The sequence below is a fragment of the Altererythrobacter sp. CAU 1644 genome (assembly GCF_029623755.1).
Classification (GTDB): domain Bacteria; phylum Pseudomonadota; class Alphaproteobacteria; order Sphingomonadales; family Sphingomonadaceae; genus Erythrobacter; species Erythrobacter arenosus.
Map to the genome: position 1 here is coordinate 616564 of NZ_CP121106.1, position 19668 is coordinate 636231.

Consider the following 19668-nt stretch of genomic DNA (forward strand, 5'->3'; position numbering starts at 1 on the left):
GTCCGTGAAACGGTTTTGTTCCACGCATTCAGCTTGCCGGACCCAGGGCCTCCGACCTGGCCCGACCGGGCTTCAGGGTTTAGGGAGGTGCGACCTCAACGCCTGATAGGCCGCCGCGGCGACGGTGTTGGCGAGATTGAGCGAGCGAACCTTGTCCGAGCGCATCGGCAGGCTGACCAGTTGGTCTCGGTGCGCGGCGACAATTTCCGCCGGAATGCCCTTGGTTTCGCGCCCGAACACCAGATAGGCATCTTCGGGATAGTCGGGCTCGTAGAAGCTGCGGTTGGCATACTCCTCGAACAGGTAGAGCTGGTCGTCACGCGGCGTGCGTTCGGCGAGGAAAGCCTCCCAGCTGGCAAACTCGACCAGCCTGATGTGGGACCAGTAGTCGAGGCCGGAACGCTTGACCCGCTTGTCCGAGATATCGAAGCCGAGCGGGTGGATCAGCACCAGTTCCATGTCGAGCGCGACGCAGGTGCGCCCCACCGCGCCGGTGTTGCCGGGAATCTCGGGCTGGACAAGGACGATGGAGGTCATCGGCCCGCGTCAGCTAGCCCAGCTTGTCCTTCAGGATCTGGTTTACCACTGCCGGGTTCGCCTTGCCCTGCATCGCCTTCATCGTCTGGCCGACGAAGAAGCCGAACAATTTGTCCTTGCCGCCGCGGTACTCCTCGACCTTGTCGCCATTGTTCGCGATGATGTCGTCGATCGCGGCCTCGATGGCGCCCGTGTCGCTGACCTGCTTCAAGCCCTCGCTATCGGCGATCTCGTCAGGCGCGCGGCCGGTTTTGAGCACGATCTCGAAGATCTCCTTCGCCTGCCCGCCCGAAATCTCGCCCTTGTCCTGCATCGCGAGGATTGCTGCCTGCGCTTCGGCGGTCGCGTTGGCCGGATCGGCTTCGTCACCCAGCGACTTGATGACGCCCGGGGCGACCGAGAGCGACCAGTTGGCGACCTGCGTGGCCACCGCCTTCTCGTCCTTGCCGATCGCCTTGGCGGTGGCGCCGAGCAGGGTTTCGAACCGCGCGAAGGTCTCGACTTCGGCGGTCAGTTCGCGCGCGTTGTAGGGCGTGAGGCCCAGCTCATTCTCGTACCGCGCGCGCTTGGCATCGGGCAGTTCGGGCAGGCTCGCACGGCAATCCTCGAGGAAGCTGTCTTCCAGTTCGAGCGGCAGCAGGTCCGGATCGGGGAAGTAGCGATAGTCATGCGCGTCTTCCTTGGAGCGCATCGAGCGTGTCGTGCCGGTGTTCGGGTCGAACAGTCGCGTTTCCTGCACCACCGTGCCGCCGCCTTCGATCAAATCGACCTGGCGGTTCGCTTCATGCTCGATCGTCTGCATGACGAAGCGCACCGAGTTGACGTTCTTCGTCTCGGTCCGCGTGCCGAATTCCTCGCCCGGACGGCGGACGCTGACATTGACGTCGGCACGCATCGAGCCTTCTTCCATATTGCCATCGCACGATCCGACATAGCGCAGGATCGAGCGCAGCTTGCGGACATAGGCCCCGGCCTCGGCAGGCGAGCGCATGTCAGGCTTGGAGACGATCTCCATCAGCGCGACCCCGCACCGGTTGAGGTCGACATAGGACATGGTCGGATGCTGGTCGTGCATCAGCTTGCCTGCGTCCTGCTCGACGTGGATCCGCTCGATGCCGATGACCTTGTCTTCGGCGATCCCGGCCTTCTCGTCGGCGTCGATGGTGAGCGAGCCCTCACCCACGATCGGGTGGTAGAGCTGGCTGATCTGGTAGCCCTGCGGCAGGTCGGCGTAGAAGTAGTTCTTGCGGTCGAACCGCGAGTACTTATTGATCTGCGCCTCGATCGCCATGCCGGTGCGCACCGCCTGGCGGATGCATTCGCGATTGGGCACCGGCAGCATGCCGGGCATCGCCGCGTCGACCAGCGAAACGTTGCAATTGGGCTCGGCTCCGAACTCGGTCGAAGCGCCCGAAAACAGCTTGGCATTGGAAGTGACCTGCGCGTGCACTTCGAGGCCGATGACGACCTCCCACTCGCCGGTGGCGCCCTGGATACGGTAGTTGCTCATGGCGGTGCGATAGGGTGGCGCGGCGCGCCTGAAAAGTGGCTTTTTTGCCTTGTGAGGCCAAACCATGCCTGCCATTCGCTGGTGCGGGACGCACGCACTGCTCTCGGCAGCCTGGTGGAATCGTTGCAAGGCAGGACACTATCTTCGCTCGCCGGTGAGAAGAACGGCTTCGACACGATCCGACTTCTCGCCGCCTGCGCGGTGATCTTCAGCCATTCCTTCCCGCTGACTGGCCGCCACGAACCGCTCATGGCGTTGACGGGGCAAGCGACACTGGGCGACCTGGCGGTAGCCGCCTTCTTCCTGATCAGCGGACTGCTGGTATCGGCCAGCTTCGACCGGGGAAGCCTCGCCCGTTATGCCGATCGCAGGTTGCGACGCATCATGCCCGGGCTGGTCGTTTCCGTAGCAATCTCGGCGTTTGTGTTCGGTTCGATTTTTTCGAGCCTGCCGCTGGGTGAATTCTTGGTACATCCCGAGACGCTCCGCTTCCTCGGCAATGCGCTGTTTCTACCGGTGGGATACGATTTGCCGGGCGTGTTTCTCGACCATCCGATGCGCGCGGTGAATGGCAGCCTGTGGAGCCTCAAATATGAGATGGCCTGCTATGTCTTCGTGCCGATCGCGCTGGCAGCAGCGCGCTGGCGCAAACCCGCGGTTATCGCCGCATGGCTGGCGAGTTTCGCTGTCGCCTGGGCCATTCCCGATGGTGCCCGAGGGGCAGCCTATGTGTTAGACCTTGGGGCAGGATTGTTTCGCTTCTACGGCACCGGAATGCTGCTCTACCTGTTCGCCGACCGGGTCGTGATCCGCCGGGATTGGGCATGGTACGCTCTGGCACTGATGATCGCTGCGGCCTTCACTCCGCTGTTCGAGGAAGTCGCGGCGACAGCCGGAGCCTACGCCATGGTGAGTTTCGCCTATCTGTGCGGCAAGCGATTCCGCAAGCTCACCGCGAAAGGCGACATCTCCTACGGCGTCTATGTCTACGCCTTTCCGATCCAGCAGATGTTCGTGCCCCTGTCGTTGACATTTGCCCTGCCCTGGCTCGGCAACGCGCTGCTGGCCCTGCCCCTTGCCGCATTCGCGGGCCTCTTGTCATGGCTGGTGGTCGAACGGCCCGCCCTCAAGTACGGACGCAAGCCATCGCCACGATAGAGGCCTATCACGACCGCGTTCGCGCCGACGTCTTCCCGCTGGTCGACCGCCCGGCAGGGCGCGTGCTCGATTTCGGCGGGGGCATTGGAGCCACCGCAGCGGCGCTGAGGGCATGGGATGGCACAACCGCCACGGTGCTGTTCGACCGGGTGGCAGGAGATGCCGCGGCGGGGATCGACATCGCGGAGCAGGCCGATCTCGAGGATTTCGATACCATCGCCGCCTTGCTGGAGCAGCTGGGGCCGTTCGATACGATCCTCTGCCTCGACATACTCGAGCACCTGCGCGATCCGTGGCGCACGGTGCAATTGCTTACCGGAGCGCTCGAACCGGGCGGTGCCATGATCATTAGCCTGCCCAATGCCAACTACATCGGTCTGGTCGGCCCGCTGGTGATGCGCGGCCGGTTCGATTACGTCGACGCGGGGGTGCTCGACCGCACCCACCTGCGCTGGTTCACCCGGCACTCGATGATCGAACTGGTCAGCTTGCCGGGCATGCGGGTCGAAGCTGTGGAGGCCCATGTTCCCGGGCGGCTGAAGACAGCGATCAACCTCGTGACCTTCGGCCTGTTCGAGCGCTTCCTTGCCTCGCAATATCGCCTGCGGGTGCGCAAGACGGCGCAATAGCGCCGCCCCGGATCGCCGCCGCTAGGCTACCACCACTTCTCCGGCTGCGCGGTGAAGTTGGCGCTCTGCTGGATCGCGAGGCCCGCATCGAGCACGCCCTGCTCGTCGAACGCCTTGCCCACCAGCTGAAGGCCGAGCGGCAAGCCATCTTCGGTCATGGTCGCGGGAACGCTCATCGCAGGGAGTCCCGCAAGCGAGGCTGGAACCGCGAACACGTCGTTGAGATACATCGTCAGCGGATCGTCATTGAGCGAACCGAGCGGGAAGCTGGCGGTCGGCGTCGTCGGCGCGAGGATCACGTCGCACTCCGACCAGGCCCGTTCGAAATCGCGCGCGACCAGCGCCCGGATCTTCTGCGCCTGGTTGTAATAGGCGTCGTAGAAGCCCGCCGAGAGCACATAGGTGCCGATCAGAATGCGGCGCTTGACCTCGTCGCCGAACCCGGCAGCGCGGGTCGCGGCATACATGTCCTGCAGGCCGGCCCCATCGGGCAGCTCGCGCAGGCCGTAACGCACACCGTCGTAGCGCGCGAGGTTGGACGAAGCTTCTGCCGGGGCGATGATGTAATAGGCGGGCAGCGCATACTTGGTGTGCGGCAGCGAGATATCGACGATCTCGGCGCCCGCATCGCGCAGCCATTCCTTGCCCTGCTCCCAGCTCTTCAGGATCGCCTCGTCGGTGCCCTCCATCCGGTATTCGCGCGGAATACCGACCTTCTTGCCCTTGAGGTCGGCGTTTAGCCCAGCCTCCCATTCGGGCACCGGCATGTCGAGCGAGGTCGAATCCTTCGGGTCGAAGCCCGCCATCGCCTCGAGCATGATCGCGCAATCTTCCACGCTGCGCGCCATCGGACCGGCCTGGTCGAGGCTGCTGGCGAAGGCGACGACGCCCCAGCGGCTGCAACGGCCATAGGTCGGCTTGATCCCGCAGATGCCGGTGAAGGCGGCGGGCTGGCGAATCGAGCCCCCCGTGTCGGTGCCGGTAGCGGCGGGCGCGATGCGCGCGGCCACGGCGGAGGATGAACCGCCCGACGATCCGCCCGGGCTCATCGCGGCATTGCTGCCCGCCTTGCGCCACGGCGACGATACGTTGCCGAAGTAAGAGGTTTCGTTGGACGAACCCATCGCGAACTGGTCGAGGTTGAGCTTGCCGAGCATGCCTGCGCCCGCATCCCACAGGTTCTGCGACACGGTGCTTTCGTACTCGGGCTTGAACCCTTCAAGGATGTGGCTCGCGGCGGTGGTCTGCACGCCCCTGGTCGCGAACAAGTCCTTCATGCCGATGGGAACGCCGCCCATCTTGCCCAGCGTTTCGCCCTTGGCCCGCTTGGCATCCACGGTCTCGGCCGCGGCAAGCGCCTGTTCTGGCGTGGCGACGATGAAGGCGTTGAGGCTGGTCGCCTCGGCCACGGCGGTGTTGAAGGCTTCGGCCACTTCGCGCGCAGTGAAGCTCCCGCCGGCAACGCCGTCGCGAATGGCCTTGACGCCAAGCTGAGTGAGATCGCTCATTATTCGATCACCTTGGGCACGCCGAAGAAGCCATGTTCGGCAGCGGGGGCATTCGCCAGCACGTCTTCGCGCCGGTCGCCGCCGGTCTTGGCGTCGGCATTCACCACGTCGTCGCGCAGGCGCAGCTTGTTGGGGATGACGGCGGTCATCGGCTCGATCGAGGAGGTGTCGACCTCGCCCAATTGCTCGACCCAATCGAGGATATTGTTGAGCTCGGGCACCATGCGCTCCAGCTCTTCGTCGTTCATCTTGATGCGTGCCAGCGCAGCGATCTTCGCCACGGTAGCCTTGTCAACGGACATGCCGATTGCCCTTCGTCATAGGGGTTCGATTTGCAATGGCGCGCTAGCAGCGCCGCGAGCGCGCTTCAAGCGAGCGCGTAGGCTATTGCCCCTCCGGCTGCGGTTGCTGGCCCTGTTGTTGCATCGCCGCGCCTTCCTGCTGCATCATCTGCTGCAGCACGCCGATACGGCGCTGGAAATCCTCGCGGCTCATGAAGTCGACCAGCTCGACTTCGAACAGCAGGTCGGAATTGGGCGGGATCGGGGCGCCCTGCGGCGGCGTCGCTCCATAGCCGAGCTCGGCCGGAATGAAGAGCTCGTACTTGCCGCCCTTCTGCATCTGCATCGCGCCGTCGCGGAAACCCGGGACCATGCCGTCGAGCGGCAGCGGATTGCCTTCGGGGAAGATCCCCGGAACCGGCAGCGGGACATCCTGCGAGCGATCGAACTCGGTCCCGTCGGCAAGCTTGCCGACATATTTGACGAACACCACGTCCTCGGGACCGGGGTTCGGGCCGGTACCCTCGGCGATGACATCGACGGTCACACCCTTGGGCACTGCCGCCCAGGCAATGCCGGCGCCGACGAGGATGGCGAGGACGATGCCCAGCCACAGCTTGGTAAGCGAGCCCTTCTCGATCGGCTGGAGCGGTACGCGGGTAACTTCGGCCATAAAGCGGTCCTGAAATGATTGGCTGGCGCCCAAGCAAAAGGGCGCGGATTTGGTCCGCGCCCTGATGGCTTATCGTGAGAGTGCGTTCAAGCGCGAAAGCGCTCGATAGACGACTTACTTGACGCCGTCGCGTTCCATCCGCTTGCGCTCGAGCTTGCGCGCGCGGCGAACGGCAGCAGCCTTTTCACGAGCGCGCTTTTCGCTCGGCTTTTCGTAGTGGCGACGCAGCTTCATTTCGCGATACACCCCTTCCCGCTGCAGCTTCTTCTTGAGCGCGCGGAGAGCCTGGTCGACATTGTTATCGCGAACGATGATCTGCATAAAATCCAACACCTCACTACAAAAGCGTAGAGCCCGCATGCAGCGCGGGGATGCGCCTTGATAAGTCAAAGAAAATTGCGCCGAATCCCTTTCGGATCGGCTCGAACTGGGGCGCACATAGTCAAACGAGCGCGGATTGGCAAGCGAAAGCAGGGATTTCTCGCACGCCATCCCGGGCCGACGATCCCGCCTAGGAATATCGCTCCGCGGCAGCTAAGAGGCGCGCAATGTCCGTCACCTCCCCCTTCGTCGCCTCGATGCACGTCGCCATCGGGGGCGCGCTCGGCGCGCTCGCCCGGTATCAGGTCGGGCGCGGCATGACTGCATGGCTCGGACCGGCGACGATCGGCCAGTTTCCGTGGGCGACGCTGGCTGTCAACGTGATCGGGAGCCTGGCGATGGGGATTATTGCCGGCTGGCTCGCCCGCCACGGCGACATGGGCAGCGACCAGTTGCGCCTGTTCATCGGGGTCGGCCTGCTAGGCGGCTTTACCACCTTCAGCGCCTTCAGCCTCGAACTGATGGTGCTGATCGAGCGCGGCGATGCGGCGCTCGCCCTGGGCTACGCGCTGGTTTCTGTGCTGGCCGGCCTGACTGCGCTCTATGTCGGCCTGATCGTGATGCGGATCGCGGCATGACCAGTGAAGCCTCCATGGAAGTGCGCCAGTTTACCGTCGCAGAAGACGACAACGGCATTCGGCTCGACCGCTGGTTCAAGCGCAACCTGCCCCAGATCGGCTTTGCGACAGTCTCGAAATGGGCGCGAACCGGGCAGATTCGGGTCGATGGGAAGCGGGTGAAGCCGGAGGATCGGCTGGAAGCCGGCCAGTTGCTCCGCGTGCCCCCAGGCGGCGAGCAGAAGGACCGCAAGCCGCCCAAGCGCCGCGAGCTGAGCGATGAAGAGATCGCCGAAGCGCAGGCGATGGTCATCGCCCAGACCAAGTCCGCCATCGTCCTCAACAAGCCGCCCGGGCTCGCCACGCAGGGCGGCAGCAAAACGTTCAAGCATGTCGACGGCCTGCTCGACGCCTTTCATTCGGATGATGAACCGCGTCCGCGCCTCGTCCACCGGCTCGACAAGGATACTTCGGGTGTCCTGCTGATCGCGCGCACTCCGGGCAGCGCAGCGAGCTATTCCAAGCGTTTCTCGGGCCGCAGCGCGCGCAAGGTCTACTGGGCGCTGGTGGTCGGCGTTCCCGACATCCACGAAGGCACGATTGATGCCCCGCTGGCCAAGCAACCGGGCACCGGCGGCGAGAAGATGCATGTCGACGAGGAGAACGGCCAGCGCGCCGTCACGCGCTACCGCGTGGTCGACAAGGCCGGGAATCGCGCCGCCTGGGTCGAGCTTGAGCCGCTGACCGGTCGCACCCACCAGTTGCGCGTCCATCTGGCGGCGATCGGTCATCCGATCGTCGGCGACGGCAAATACGGCGGGCAGGATGCCTTCCTCACCGGAGCGATCAGCCGCAAGATGCACCTCCACGCACGGCGGCTGGTGATTGGCGAGCCTTCCGCCAACAGCAAGAGCGGCGGCAAACTCGACGTCACGGCCGAACTGCCCGAGCATTTTGCCGCGACGATGGAGGCGCTCGGCTTCGATCAGGCGCTGAGCAATGCCGAGCCGCTTAAGGGCGATGAGGCGCCCGAGCGCACCAAGGCGGAGAAGAAGCAGGCCGCGCGCGCCCATGCGAAGCAATATCGCAAGTCGCGCCGCGGGGAGCGCCGCTCGCGCAGCACGGCCCCCACCAAGAAGGGCAAACCCAAGGGGCCGGCCAAGGGCAGGAAGCGCTGATGCATCCTAACCAGCATTTTCGCCATGAAGATCAATCGTTTCATAAGTCCTTGATCGATAGGATCGGTTTCGGGATGGTATTCTGCGAAACCCCCGACGGCCCACGCGTGGCGCACACGCCCATGCTTCAGACTGAAACCGGCAAGATCCGCTTCCACCTGGCGCGTGGCAACGCGTTGACGAAGCACCTTGCCGATTGCCGGGCGCTGATCATCGTCAACGGTCCCGACGCCTATATCTCCGCGCGATGGTACGAGGACCCGAACCAGGTGCCGACTTGGAACTACCTCGCTGTCGAGGCAGAAGGGACTGTCGAGCGGATCGACCGCGAGGGGCTCGTCGAATTGCTCGCAGCATTGAGCGCGCGCCACGAGGCGCGCATCCTGGACGGAACGCCGTGGACGATGGACAAGCTGTCCGACAAACATCGCGAAGGATTGCTCAACGCCATCGTCGGCTTCGAGATGACCGTCGAAAACTGGCGTGAGACCGCCAAGCTGTCGCAGAACAAGCCGGCCGAAGTTCGCGCGCCCGTGATCGCGGGCCTTGAACGGCAGGGCGATGCGGCGATGGCAGGGCTGATGCGGGACTTGCCAGCATGACTCGCCTGGCCGTCTTCGATTGCGACGGAACCCTGGTCGATGGGCAGGCTGACGTCTGCGCGGCGATGGTGGATGCCTTCGTGCTCGCGGGCGAGCAGGCACCCGACATGAACGAGGTACGGCGCATGGTCGGGCTGAGCCTGCCGGTGGCGATGCGCCGATTGGTGCCCGACCTCCCGGAGAACCGACAGGCGGAGCTGGTCCAGAACTACAAGGACGCGTTCTATGCGCGGCGCCAGTCGGGGCGGCTGCACGAGCCACTCTACGATGGGATGCGCGAATTGCTGACCGGCCTGCACGCCGCGGGCTGGCAATTGGCCGTCGCAACCGGCAAATCGGATCGTGGGCTCACCGCCTGCCTCGAAACGCATGGTATCATTGACCTGTTCGTCTCGCTGCAGACTGCCGACCGCCATCCTTCGAAGCCGCATCCCGCAATGCTCGAGGCGGCACTGTTCGAAGCAGGCGTCACGCCTGCCGACGCGGTGATGATCGGCGACACGACCTTCGACGTGGTCATGGCCTGTGACGCCAACGTGCGCGCGATCGGAGTCGCGTGGGGATACCACGCCCCCGACGAATTGTTGCAGGCGGGCGCCACGGCAGTGGCCAGCGATATCGAGGCATTGGAGAAACTTCTGTGATCGACGAAGCCGAAGCGGTGGCGCGCCGCCGGTTCATGGTGCTCAACCTCGTGCGCCTCATCTCCCTCGGCTGTGTTCTTTTCGGCATTGCCGCCTCGCAGGGCGCAGTCGACTTCCCGAGAATGCCCGGTATCGCGCTGGCGATCATCGGCCTGTTCGGATTCTTCTTCGGCCCCAACCTGCTCGCCCGGCGCTGGAGGAGCGACGACCAGTGAAGCGGTTCTATCGCGAAGCGACGGTCGGCGAAGCTGCTGGCGGCTGGCAAGTCATGCTCGACGGGCGCGGCATCAAGACGCAGGGCGGCCGCCCGCAGGTGGTGCCGTCGCGCGACCTGGCAGAAGAACTCGCTGCCGAATGGGCAGCTCAAGGTGAAGAGATCGACCCCAAGAGCTTCCGCCTGCGCGACCAGACCGACTACGCGATCGACCATGTTGCCTCCGATCCCTCCGAAACGATCGACAAGCTGGTTGGCTTCGCCGAGACCGACACGCTGTGCTACCGGGCCGATCCCGAGGACGCGTTGTTCAAGCGCCAGCAGGAGGAATGGGAGCCGGTGATCGGCGCCCTTGAGAGCCGCCACGCAATCCGCCTCCACCGGATCAGTGGGATCATGCATCGCGCCCAGCCGGAAGCGAGCATGGCAGTGCTGCGTCGGCATCTCGAGACGCTCGACCCCTTTACCCTCGCCGGCCTCTTCACGCTCGCCTCTTTGGCCGCCTCGCTGTGCATCGCGCTCGAAGCCGCCGAGCCCGATGCCGATGTCGAGAAGCTGTGGGCCGCCGCCAGCCTGGAAGAGGAATGGCAGGCTGATCTATGGGGGCGCGATGCCCAGGCCGAAGAACGCCGAGCCCGGCGCGCGCAAGATTTCCTCGCCGCGGTCGAATGGTTGCGGCTGGCGAGAGCCTGAGCCCCCGGCCCTAGCTGCCGGAAACCCAGTCTGCCACTTCTTCAGCGACCCTGTTTGCGGCGCGATTGAGCGCATCTCCGACGGGCGCGGCTTCCGCCAAGACGCCCTGCTCGACCGCTTCGAACCGCCGGGTTTCGACCCTTCCGCCATCGCCCTGACGGATCGCATCGAACTGGACGACGACGCTGGAATTCGACGCATCATAGCCGAAGGCGCGGAGCGTCCCGCGCAGGTTCTCCCCGCCCGAGAAGGCAGGATCGTCACCGTCGAGCACCACGCGCCCGGTCTTCGCCCGCATGGTTTCGGCCAGCAGGCGGCGGAACAGCCGCGAAGGTTTTTCGACCCATAGCGCGTCTTTGAGGTAGGCGATTTCGGTCGAGTTGACCTGGACGGGTACGCGGGTGACGTCGAGCGACGCGGGAACTCCGGGCTCGTGAATGATGATCGTTTCGGACCGCTGCGCGCTCTGGGCCGTACCGGCCGAAGTGGTCGCCTGCGAGGTCAAGGTCAGCAGGCGGTCGGGCGGATCCTCGCCCAGGCTGATGCAACCCGCCAGCATGACGAGCGGTGCCAGATATGCCAGCCGGGCGGTCCTTGCTGCGTATGTCACGTCGATCGTCCTCATGGTTCGTAGTCGGGCAAGGTCTGGCCCTTGAGCAAGCTGCCGGCCCCCTGGTTCTCGAGCTTCTCGGTCACGTTGCGCAGCGCCTTGCTGGTCGCGCGCAGGTCCTGCAGCGCCGCCTCGGCCGCTGGAAGCGTGCTATCGGACAATTGGCGCGCCGCCGGACGGGTATCCTCAAGCGTCAGGGAGAGCGATTTGGCGGCCGAGTTCGCGGACTTGAGCGTCTCGCGCAGTTGGTCCGCCAGGTTGGCGCCTTCCTTGTTGAGCATCTTGTCGGTCGACAGGGTAACCTTTTCGAACGCGTCCAGCGCCTCGCTCGCCTCGCGCAGCGTGACTTGCAGCTCCGCCATGGTCCGCTCGAGTTGTGGCGAAGCTTCGGCGAGGCTTGCCGTCATCTTGTCGGTGTTGCGCAAGATACCCGCGATCGACGCCTGGTTCTCGTCGGACAGGAGTTCGGTCAGCCGTTCCGTCAGGGTTGCGAGGCGCTCAAGCAACAGCGGCGCGTCGGACAGCAGGGCGTTGAGGCCGCCGTCCTTGGGCGGGATGACCGGCATTCCCTCAGGGCAGGCAGTGGTTTCACAGGTGATCGGCGGAGCTCCGGCTCGCGCGCCATCGAGGAGGATAGTCGACACGCCGGTGAACGACCCCTGGATGGTGGCGGTGGTTCCGACCAGGATCGGGACCTCTTCCTTGACCGCGATGCGAACGCGGACGAACTCCGGATCGCGTTCGTACAGGCGGATTTCACGCACCTGGCCGACCGGGACACCGGCGAAGGAAACTTCCGAACCGTTGGCCAGACCAGACACCGACTGCTGGAACAGGATGTCGTATTCCTTCTGCTCCCCCTGGCCCAATCGGGCGAGCCAGACGATGAAGCCGGCAAGGAGGGCGAGCAGGACCAGCGTGACTGCCCCGACCCAGAGATGATTGGCCCGTGTTTCCATGCGCTTGCCCCTATGCCCCGTCCTGCGCGCGCTTGTCCATGTATTTGGCGCGCTCTTTGCTCGCCTGCGCGGCGCGACCGCGCGGACCGTTGAAATATTCGTCGATCCACGGGTGGTCGGTTTCGAGCAGTTCGGGGATCGTGCCGACGGCGATGACCTTCTGGTCGGCCAGCACGGCGACCCGGTCGCAAATCTCGTAGAGCGTGTCGAGATCGTGCGTGATGAGGAACACCGTCAGCCCCAGCGTTTCCTTCAACTCCCTGGTCAACTGGTCGAACTTGGCGGCACCGATCGGGTCGAGACCTGCGGTCGGTTCGTCGAGGAACAGCAGTTCGGGATCGAGCGCGAGTGCGCGGGCCAGCCCGGCGCGCTTCTTCATCCCGCCCGAAAGCTCCGAGGGATACTTGCTCGCCGCGTCTTCCGGCAATCCCGACAGGATCACCTTGTAACGCGCGATCTCGCGGCGCAATTCGTCGTCAATGTCCGGGTAGAATTGCTTGAGCGGCACCTCGACATTCTCACCCACGGTCAAGGTCGAGAAGAGCGCGCCGCCCTGGAACAGGACCCCCCAGCGGCTCCGGACGCCAATCTGTTCGTCCGGCTCGGCCCTGGTGATCGAGCGCCCGAACACCTCGATCTCGCCCTCTGTCGGGGTCTGCAGGCCGATAATGGCGCGCATCAGCACCGACTTGCCAGTCCCCGATCCGCCGACCACGCCGATGATTTCACCGCGATTTACCGTCAACGACAGATCTTCGTGGACGACATGCTCGCCGAACTGGGTCTTCAGCCCCTTGACCACGATCGGGTGATCGCCGCGAAACCGCTCGTGCCGGTCCGGTGTCGGTTGTTCGAGATCGCTCATCCCCAACCGATCTCCGTGAAGAACACGGCAAAGAAGGCATCGAGCACGATTACCGCAAAGATTGCCGAGACCACCGCCATCGTTGTCCTGAGGCCGACTTCCTCCGAATTGCCGCGGACCTGCATGCCGTTGTAGCAACCCGCCAGGGCCACGATCAGGCCGAATACCGGCGCCTTGATCAGCCCGACCCACAGGTCATAGGTCGGGACGACATCCTTGATTCGCTCGAGGAAGGTCCAGAAGGGGATGCCGAGCATCACGTCGCCCACCACCGCGCCGCCGATGATGGCAACGACCGAGCTATAGAAGCCCAGCAGGATCATCATGAAGGTGCAGGCGATGAGGCGCGGGATCACCAGCGCCTCGATCGGCGAAATGCCGATGGTGCGCATGGCGTCGACTTCTTCGGTGAGCCTCATCGTGCCGAGCTGCGCGGCGAAGGCTGAACCGGACCGGCCGGCAACCATGATCGCGGTCATCAGCACGCCCAGTTCGCGCAGGGTGATCCGGCCGACGAGATTTACGGTCAGCGTTTCGGCCCCGAACTGGGCCAGCTGAACCGCGCCCTGCTGCGCAATAACGATGCCGATGAGGAAACTCATCAAGCCGATGATCGGCAGCGCGTCGACCCCGACGAGCTCGAGTTGTCGCACAAGCGCCTTGACCCGAAAGCGCGAGGGATGGCGGATCAGGCTACCGCAGGCGATCAGCACCTGGCCGAGGAAGCCGACCACCCCGATCACGCCGTTGCGCCCGTTGAAGACCATCTTGCCCAGTTGCTCGGGCACACGTTCCCACACCCAGGCACGTTCCGGCGTCAGCTGAACGCCCTCGCCGGTGCCCCTGATCGCGCGGATCAGGCGCTCGGCCCGATCGTTGGCGCCCACTATCTCGGCACCGTGGTGCGATGACAGGCGGCAGGCGATCCAAGCGCCGACCGTGTCGATCTCGGTCACGCCCGATAGATCGATCCGCGTAAAGGGTTCGGCAATCGAATCGAGCGCGTTATCGATCGCACCGATCGATGAAACGAGGTAGGGTCCGGAAAGCGCGAGAACCTGCTCGCCGCCTTCCCCCTGCTCGATCGAAAATTGCGCCCCTTCGCTCATAAGCCCAAGGCTATGCGGGCAAAATCCTGCCAGAACAAGCTGTCAGTTCGCCGCTGCCGGGCGTGAGGGGCGGTTCAACGTTGCTTCGCAGTCGCAGCACTGGCAAAGGCGCTGGCTACCAATTTATCGGCACCAGCCCGAGCGTAAGCGAACAAAACAATACGATGAACAGCAATCTAGACACCACTTTCGACCCGGCCCAGATCGAGGCGCGCTGGTACGCGCATTGGGAGGAGAACGGCCTGTTCAGGCCCGAGCGCCCCGATGCCGAGCCCTTCACCATCGTCAACCCGCCGCCGAACGTGACGGGCAGCCTCCACATCGGCCACGCGCTCGACAATACGCTGCAGGACATCGTGATCCGCTACGAGCGGCTGAGGGGCAAGGACGCGCTGTGGGTCGTCGGGACGGACCATGCGGGTATCGCGACGCAGATGGTGGTCGAGCGCCAGCTCGAGGAGAAGCAGGACAAGCGCACCAATTACTCGCGCGAGGACTTCATCGAGAAGGTCTGGCAGTGGAAGGAAGAAAGCGGCGGCACGATTACCCGCCAACTCCGCCGCCTCGGCTGTTCGATGGACTGGTCGCGCGAGCAGTTCACCATGGACGAGCACTTCACCACGGCAGTGCTCAAGGTCTTCGTCGATCTCTACAACGACGGGCTGATCTATCGCGACAAGCGGCTGGTGAACTGGGACCCCAAGCTCAAGACCGCGATTTCCGACCTCGAGGTCGAGCAGCAGACCATCCCGGGCGGCTTCTGGCACCTCAAGTACCCGCTCGCCGATGGAGTAACGCTCGATAGCGGCGCGGATTTCATCGAAGTTGCAACCACCCGTCCCGAGACCATGCTGGCCGACATGGCGGTGGCGGTGCATCCCGACGACGAGCGCTACAGGAGCGTCGTCGGCAAGCATGTCGTGCTGCCGCTCACCGGTCGGCGCGTGCCGATTGTCGCCGATGAGCACGCCGATCCCGAGCTTGGTTCGGGCGCGGTGAAGATCACGCCAGGGCATGATTTCAACGACTTCGAGGTCGGCAAGCGTGCAGGCATTGCCCCGTCCGAGATGCTCAACATGCTCGATGCGGAAGCGAACGTCTGCCAGACCGCGGATGGACTGGTGCCGGACGAGTACCTCGGCCTCCACCGCTTCAAGCGGGATGGCGTGGACGGTGCGCGCGAGCTGGTGGTCAAGCGGCTCAAGGAACAGGGATTCCTTATCCCGCACGTCACCACCAACAAGAATGGCGAGGAAGTCGAGAACGACGCCGAGCCGCGCCAGATCGCGACCCCCTTCGGCGATCGCGGCGGCGTGGTGATCGAACCCTGGCTGACCGACCAATGGTACGTGAATGCCGAGGAACTGGCGAAGAAACCGATCGCGGCGGTCAAGTCGGGCGAGATCGAGATCGTCCCCAAGAGCTGGGAAAAGACCTTCTTCAACTGGATGGAGAACATCCAGCCGTGGTGCGTTAGCCGACAGCTATGGTGGGGGCACCGGATACCGGCTTGGTACACGCAGGATGGCCAGGTTTTCGTCGCAATGACCGAGGAGGAAGCGCACGCCCAGGCTGGCGTTGGCGTTGCGCTCACCCGCGACGAGGACGTCCTCGACACATGGTTCTCGTCAGCGCTGTGGCCCTTCGCCACACTCGGCTGGCCAGAGCAGACCGACCTGCTCAAGAAGCACTATCCCAATGACCTGCTGATCAGCGGCTTCGACATCCTGTTTTTCTGGGACGCACGGATGATGATGGCGGGCTATTTCAACATGCAAGAAAGGCCCTGGAACAAGCTTTACCTCCACGGCCTCGTCCGCGCGGCGGACGGCGCCAAGATGTCCAAGTCCAAGGGCAATGTTGTCGACCCGCTCGGCCTTATCGACCAGTACGGCGCCGACGCGCTGCGCTTCTTCATGGCGGCGATGGAAAGCCAGGGCCGCGACATCAAGATGGACGAGAAGCGGGTCGAGGGCTATCGCAATTTTGCGACAAAGCTCTGGAATGCCACGCGTTTCTGTCAATCGAACGGCATCGGCGCGTCCTCGACGACAAAGGCGCCAGAGGCGCGCCTCGCCGCCAACCAGTGGATCATCGGCGAGGTCCAGCAGACCGTCGAGGCGCTCGACAAGGCGATGGCGGAACTGCGTTTCGACGCTGCCGCCAACACGATCTATCACTTCACCTGGGACAGGTTCTGCGACTGGTATCTCGAACTGATCAAGCCCGTGTTCGCCGGTGATGCGGATAGCCCGGCAGCGATGGAAACGCGCGAAGTCGCCGGCTGGGCGCTCGACCAGATCCTGGTCATGCTCCACCCCTTCATGCCCTTCATCACCGAAGAGCTGTGGTCGAAGCAGGGCGATCGCGCCAGCTATCCCCTGATCACCGCCAAATGGCCCGACCCGCGTGCGAGCGTGAGCAAGGAAGCGACCGATGCGATCGACTGGGTGATCGAGCTCACCAGCAACGTCCGTAGCGCCAAGAACGAGCTCGGCATCGCGCCGGGCGCGAAACTGGCGGCCTTCCTGCCCCAGCCGTCGGAAGTCGCGGAACGCACGATCGAGCGCAGCGCAGCGGCAATCGAACGGCTCGCTCGCCTGACGCCGGTGACGGTTGGCGAAGCTCCTTCCGGCCCTGCAATGCAGGTCACCGCGGGTTCGGACGTCTTCATCGTTCCGCTTGCGGGCGTGATCGATATCGACGCCGAGAAAGCGCGTCTGCAAAAGGCACTCGAAGCTTCGAGCAAGGAAGCAAAATCGCTCGAAGGGCGGCTTTCCAATGCCAATTTCGTCGAACGCGCCAAGCCCGAAGCGGTCGAGAAGGCCCGCGCCGACCTTGCACATCATGCTGCAGAGATAGAGCGGCTCACAGCGGCGCTGGCGCGGCTGGGGTAGGGCCCCGATTTCCTACCTCCGCGCGACATGCAATAAGGAGCGGATGTTGCAGGTTTCCGCCCCTTCCACTTGCGCTTTGGACAAGCTGATCCGCGAGCTTTTTTCCAGCTCATGGACCGTGTTCCATGTGTTCCATCGGTTCAGGCTAGGTTTGAAAAGGATGAACGGATGGCTGCGCTAGTCCTCGCCACGGACGACATCGGGGGGCCGGAAATCTTCGCTTCGCTGCAGGGTGAGGGTCCGAGCGTGGGCATGCCGGTCGCCTTCGTCCGCCTGTCGCGCTGCAACCTCGCCTGCACCTGGTGCGACACTGCCTACACCTGGCATTTCGAAGGCGACAATCGCCCGCACCGCGATGGCAGAGCCTTTGATCGCAAGGCCAACCAGGTGACGCTGGAGGTGGCCGAAGTCGCCGCGCTTATCCTCGCGCTGGGGCAAAAACGGCTCGTCATCACCGGGGGCGAGCCATTGATGCAGGGCAATGCGCTGGCTGAACTGGCCGAAGCGCTGCCGGACATGTCGATCGAAATCGAAACCAACGGGACGACCAAGGCGCCCGTGCGGCTCGATATCCGGGTAGACCAGTACAACGTCAGCCCCAAGCTGGCGCATTCGGGCAACGAGGCGGAGCTAGCGTTGATCCCCGAACGGCTCGATACCTATGCGACCGATCCGCGCGCTTTCTTCAAATTTGTCGTGGCGTCACCTGAAGATGTCAACGAGGTGCTCGCACTCCAGCGCCGCTATCGCTTCAAGCCGGGCCACGTTTTCCTGATGCCTGAAGGGACCGACAGCGCGACGCTGCGCCAGCGTGAAGCCTGGCTGGCGCCGCTATGCCTCGAACACGGATTTCGGATGAGCGACCGCCTGCATATCCACCTGTACGGCGATACGCGCGGGACCTGATCAGCCCTGCGAGCGCCAGCGCTGGACGACACGCTCGACGGTCTCTTCCTCGCCGCCGCTGGTGTTCCAGGCTTCGACAAAGCTCGGGTCTTCCGAGGCCGGGCGCTTGTTTTCCTCGAGCGTATCGAAGGCCACACGTACCGGGATCGCGACACCCTCGCCGCAGACGATGCACTCGCGGTTGCGGAGCGCCGGGATCGAATCAAGGAAGCCGCGCGCGCCCTCGGGCATGGCTGCCCGCACGAAGGCCTGGTCGCGGTCGTTGTTCAATCGCATCGAGATGATCGTGCCGCACTGCGAAAGTACGCCTTCGGCGAGGTCGGACGGACGCTGTGTGATCAGGCCGAGCGAGATCCCGTACTTACGACCTTCCTTCGCGATCCGGCTGAGGATCCGGCCGACCGAGGAATCATCGGCGAATTTCTCGCTCGGGACGTATCGGTGCGCCTCTTCGCACACGAGCAGGATCGGACGCGTCTGGTCCTCGCGCCCCCAGATCGCAAAGTCGAACACCAGGCGGCTGAGCACCGCGACCACGGTCGAGGTGATGTCCGACGGCACGCCCGACACGTCGATGATCGAAATCGGCTTGCCGCCCGATGGCATGCGGAACACCTTGCCGATGAAGTCGGTCATGGTGTCGCCCACCAGCATGCCCGAGAACATGAACTGATAGCGCGGGTCGGCCTTGATCTCTTCAAGCTTGTTCTTGATCCGCATGTAGGGCGCTGAAGACGTCGCCTTGTCGAGCTTGCCCATCTCGTCCTGGATCGCGTTCGACAGGTCCGACAACAGGTAGGGAACCGGCGAGTCCACGGTGATCTTGCCCATGGTTTCGGCAAGACGGTTCTTCTGGCGCGAACGCAGCAGGCACTTGGCGAGAATGTCGGCATCGACCTGGCGTTCGTTGCCATCGCTGGTGAGCAGCACTTCGCAGTGCTCCTCGAAGTTCATCAGCCAGTACGGCATCTGCAGGTTCGAAACGTCGAGGATCATGCCGGTCTGGCGGAATGCTGCGGAATACTCGCCGTGCGGGTCGACCATCACGATGTGCCCTTCGGGCGCGGCCTGACAGATACGGTGCAGGATCAGCGCGGCGCTGGTCGATTTACCGGTACCGGTCGAACCGAGCAGAGCGAAGTGCTTGCCAAGCATGGCGTCAATATAGAGGCCGGCGCGAATGTCCTTGGTCGGATAGACCGTGCCGATCTCGACATTGGCGCGCCCATCGCTGGCATAGACCTGCTTGAGGTCGGCGGTGGTCGCCGGATAGATCAGCGCACCCGGGATTGGATAGCGCGTGACACCGCGGCGGAAACCGTGGAGGCGGCCGGTCAGCTTTTCTTCGACGCCTTCGCCGAGGAAGTCGATATTGGCGAGAATCCCGCCGTTGGCACGGCGATCCTTGCGCTGGTTGCGCACGCTGGCGAGCAGCCAGCTATTGCCGACCCGGATCTTGATCTGACTGCCGACCTGCCCGGCAAGCGCGATCGAAGGGTCCTCATCTTCCATGCATTCGTTGAGGCGTTCCAGATCGAGCGCGATCTGCGAGCCCGAGCCGGCGATTTCGAGCACGACGCCAATCGGCAGGCGGGCGTTGTCTGCATCGGCGGATTTCGCGGCAGCGGCGGGTTGCGGCGCAGACTGGGCGGCCTGCGCTGCAGGCTGCGGAGAAGCCTCGGCGGGCCGCTCGGGCACGTCGACAGGCTTAGCATCCTGGAACTGATCGAAATTCTGATTGCCCATATCGGTCATGG

21 protein-coding genes are annotated in these 19668 nt (G+C 64.1%); 10 read left to right on the plus strand and 11 right to left on the minus strand.

Annotated elements, in window-relative coordinates:
* Window positions 1–72: 72 nt before the first annotated feature.
* Window positions 73–537, minus strand: coding sequence for a tRNA (cytidine(34)-2'-O)-methyltransferase (locus P7228_RS03110; protein WP_278016765.1), 465 nt, complete (start codon window positions 535–537; stop codon window positions 73–75).
* Between the two features lie 13 nt (window positions 538–550).
* Window positions 551–2047, minus strand: coding sequence for an Asp-tRNA(Asn)/Glu-tRNA(Gln) amidotransferase subunit GatB (gene gatB, locus P7228_RS03115; RefSeq protein WP_278016766.1), 1497 nt, complete (start codon window positions 2045–2047; stop codon window positions 551–553).
* 114 nt (window positions 2048–2161) lie between these two features.
* On the opposite strand from gatB, the gene P7228_RS03120 reads away from it, so the two are divergent.
* Window positions 2162–3205, plus strand: a complete 1044-nt coding sequence (locus P7228_RS03120; RefSeq protein WP_278016767.1) for an acyltransferase family protein — start codon at window positions 2162–2164, stop codon at window positions 3203–3205.
* A complete protein-coding gene (locus P7228_RS03125; protein ID WP_278016768.1) occupies window positions 3148–3834 on the plus strand; it encodes a class I SAM-dependent methyltransferase in 687 nt (228 codons plus the stop codon). Before P7228_RS03120 ends, P7228_RS03125 begins: the two co-directional genes overlap by 58 nt.
* 26 nt (window positions 3835–3860) lie before the next feature.
* On the opposite strand, the gene gatA is transcribed toward P7228_RS03125, so the two are convergent.
* From gatA to rpsU, 4 genes are all read right to left on the minus strand, one after another.
* A complete protein-coding gene (gatA, locus tag P7228_RS03130; protein ID WP_278016769.1) occupies window positions 3861–5342 on the minus strand; it encodes an Asp-tRNA(Asn)/Glu-tRNA(Gln) amidotransferase subunit GatA in 1482 nt (493 codons plus the stop codon).
* Complete coding sequence (gatC, locus tag P7228_RS03135; RefSeq protein WP_278016770.1) at window positions 5342–5644, minus strand: Asp-tRNA(Asn)/Glu-tRNA(Gln) amidotransferase subunit GatC; 303 nt, start codon at window positions 5642–5644, stop codon at window positions 5342–5344. Before gatC ends, gatA begins: the two co-directional genes overlap by 1 nt.
* 82 nt (window positions 5645–5726) lie before the next feature.
* On the minus strand, window positions 5727–6296 hold the full coding sequence (locus tag P7228_RS03140; protein WP_278016771.1) for an FKBP-type peptidyl-prolyl cis-trans isomerase: 570 nt from the start codon (window positions 6294–6296) through the stop codon (window positions 5727–5729).
* A 114-nt stretch (window positions 6297–6410) separates the two neighbouring features.
* Window positions 6411–6617, minus strand: coding sequence for a 30S ribosomal protein S21 (gene rpsU / locus P7228_RS03145; protein ID WP_066772550.1), 207 nt, complete (start codon window positions 6615–6617; stop codon window positions 6411–6413).
* A 227-nt stretch (window positions 6618–6844) separates the two neighbouring features.
* On the opposite strand from rpsU, the gene crcB reads away from it, so the two are divergent.
* From crcB to P7228_RS03175, 6 genes are read left to right on the plus strand one after another with little or no spacing between them, the layout of a single operon-like run.
* Complete coding sequence (crcB, locus tag P7228_RS03150; protein ID WP_278016772.1) at window positions 6845–7255, plus strand: fluoride efflux transporter CrcB; 411 nt, start codon at window positions 6845–6847, stop codon at window positions 7253–7255.
* Entirely contained in the window at window positions 7252–8412 is a 1161-nt protein-coding gene (locus P7228_RS03155; protein WP_278016773.1) for an RluA family pseudouridine synthase, read from the plus strand. Before crcB ends, P7228_RS03155 begins: the two co-directional genes overlap by 4 nt.
* A complete protein-coding gene (locus tag P7228_RS03160) occupies window positions 8412–9014 on the plus strand; it encodes an FMN-binding negative transcriptional regulator (RefSeq protein ID WP_278016774.1) in 603 nt (200 codons plus the stop codon). Before P7228_RS03155 ends, P7228_RS03160 begins: the two co-directional genes overlap by 1 nt.
* The gene (locus P7228_RS03165; RefSeq protein ID WP_278016775.1) at window positions 9011–9658 is read left to right on the plus strand and encodes an HAD-IA family hydrolase; all 648 of its coding nucleotides are present in this window, start codon (window positions 9011–9013) and stop codon (window positions 9656–9658) included. The genes P7228_RS03160 and P7228_RS03165 overlap by 4 nt, the downstream gene beginning before the upstream one ends.
* Window positions 9655–9873 (plus strand): hypothetical protein, encoded by a 219-nt coding sequence (locus P7228_RS03170; protein WP_278016776.1) that lies wholly within the window; start codon window positions 9655–9657, stop codon window positions 9871–9873. The genes P7228_RS03165 and P7228_RS03170 overlap by 4 nt, the downstream gene beginning before the upstream one ends.
* Window positions 9870–10565, plus strand: coding sequence for an ATP12 family chaperone protein (locus P7228_RS03175; protein WP_278016777.1), 696 nt, complete (start codon window positions 9870–9872; stop codon window positions 10563–10565). The genes P7228_RS03170 and P7228_RS03175 overlap by 4 nt, the downstream gene beginning before the upstream one ends.
* 10 nt (window positions 10566–10575) lie before the next feature.
* Here P7228_RS03175 and P7228_RS03180 read toward each other — a convergent pair whose 3' ends face one another.
* From P7228_RS03180 to P7228_RS03195, 4 genes are read right to left on the minus strand one after another with little or no spacing between them, the layout of a single operon-like run.
* A complete protein-coding gene (locus tag P7228_RS03180) occupies window positions 10576–11175 on the minus strand; it encodes an ABC-type transport auxiliary lipoprotein family protein (protein ID WP_278016778.1) in 600 nt (199 codons plus the stop codon).
* 11 nt (window positions 11176–11186) lie between these two features.
* The gene (locus P7228_RS03185) at window positions 11187–12134 is read right to left on the minus strand and encodes an MlaD family protein (RefSeq protein ID WP_278016779.1); all 948 of its coding nucleotides are present in this window, start codon (window positions 12132–12134) and stop codon (window positions 11187–11189) included.
* 10 nt (window positions 12135–12144) lie between these two features.
* The gene (locus tag P7228_RS03190) at window positions 12145–12999 is read right to left on the minus strand and encodes an ABC transporter ATP-binding protein (RefSeq protein WP_278016780.1); all 855 of its coding nucleotides are present in this window, start codon (window positions 12997–12999) and stop codon (window positions 12145–12147) included.
* The gene (locus tag P7228_RS03195; protein ID WP_278016781.1) at window positions 12996–14108 is read right to left on the minus strand and encodes an MlaE family ABC transporter permease; all 1113 of its coding nucleotides are present in this window, start codon (window positions 14106–14108) and stop codon (window positions 12996–12998) included. Before P7228_RS03195 ends, P7228_RS03190 begins: the two co-directional genes overlap by 4 nt.
* 164 nt (window positions 14109–14272) lie before the next feature.
* Between P7228_RS03195 and P7228_RS03200 the strand changes: the two genes are divergently transcribed.
* On the plus strand, window positions 14273–17005 hold the full coding sequence (locus tag P7228_RS03200) for a valine--tRNA ligase (RefSeq protein WP_278016782.1): 2733 nt from the start codon (window positions 14273–14275) through the stop codon (window positions 17003–17005).
* A gap of 168 nt (window positions 17006–17173) precedes the next feature.
* Complete coding sequence (locus P7228_RS03205) at window positions 17174–17911, plus strand: 7-carboxy-7-deazaguanine synthase QueE (protein ID WP_278016783.1); 738 nt, start codon at window positions 17174–17176, stop codon at window positions 17909–17911.
* Here the strand turns inward: P7228_RS03205 and P7228_RS03210 are convergent, their stop codons facing one another.
* Window positions 17912–19666, minus strand: a complete 1755-nt coding sequence (locus P7228_RS03210; protein ID WP_278016784.1) for an ATP-binding protein — start codon at window positions 19664–19666, stop codon at window positions 17912–17914.
* Window positions 19667–19668: the final 2 nt, after the last annotated feature.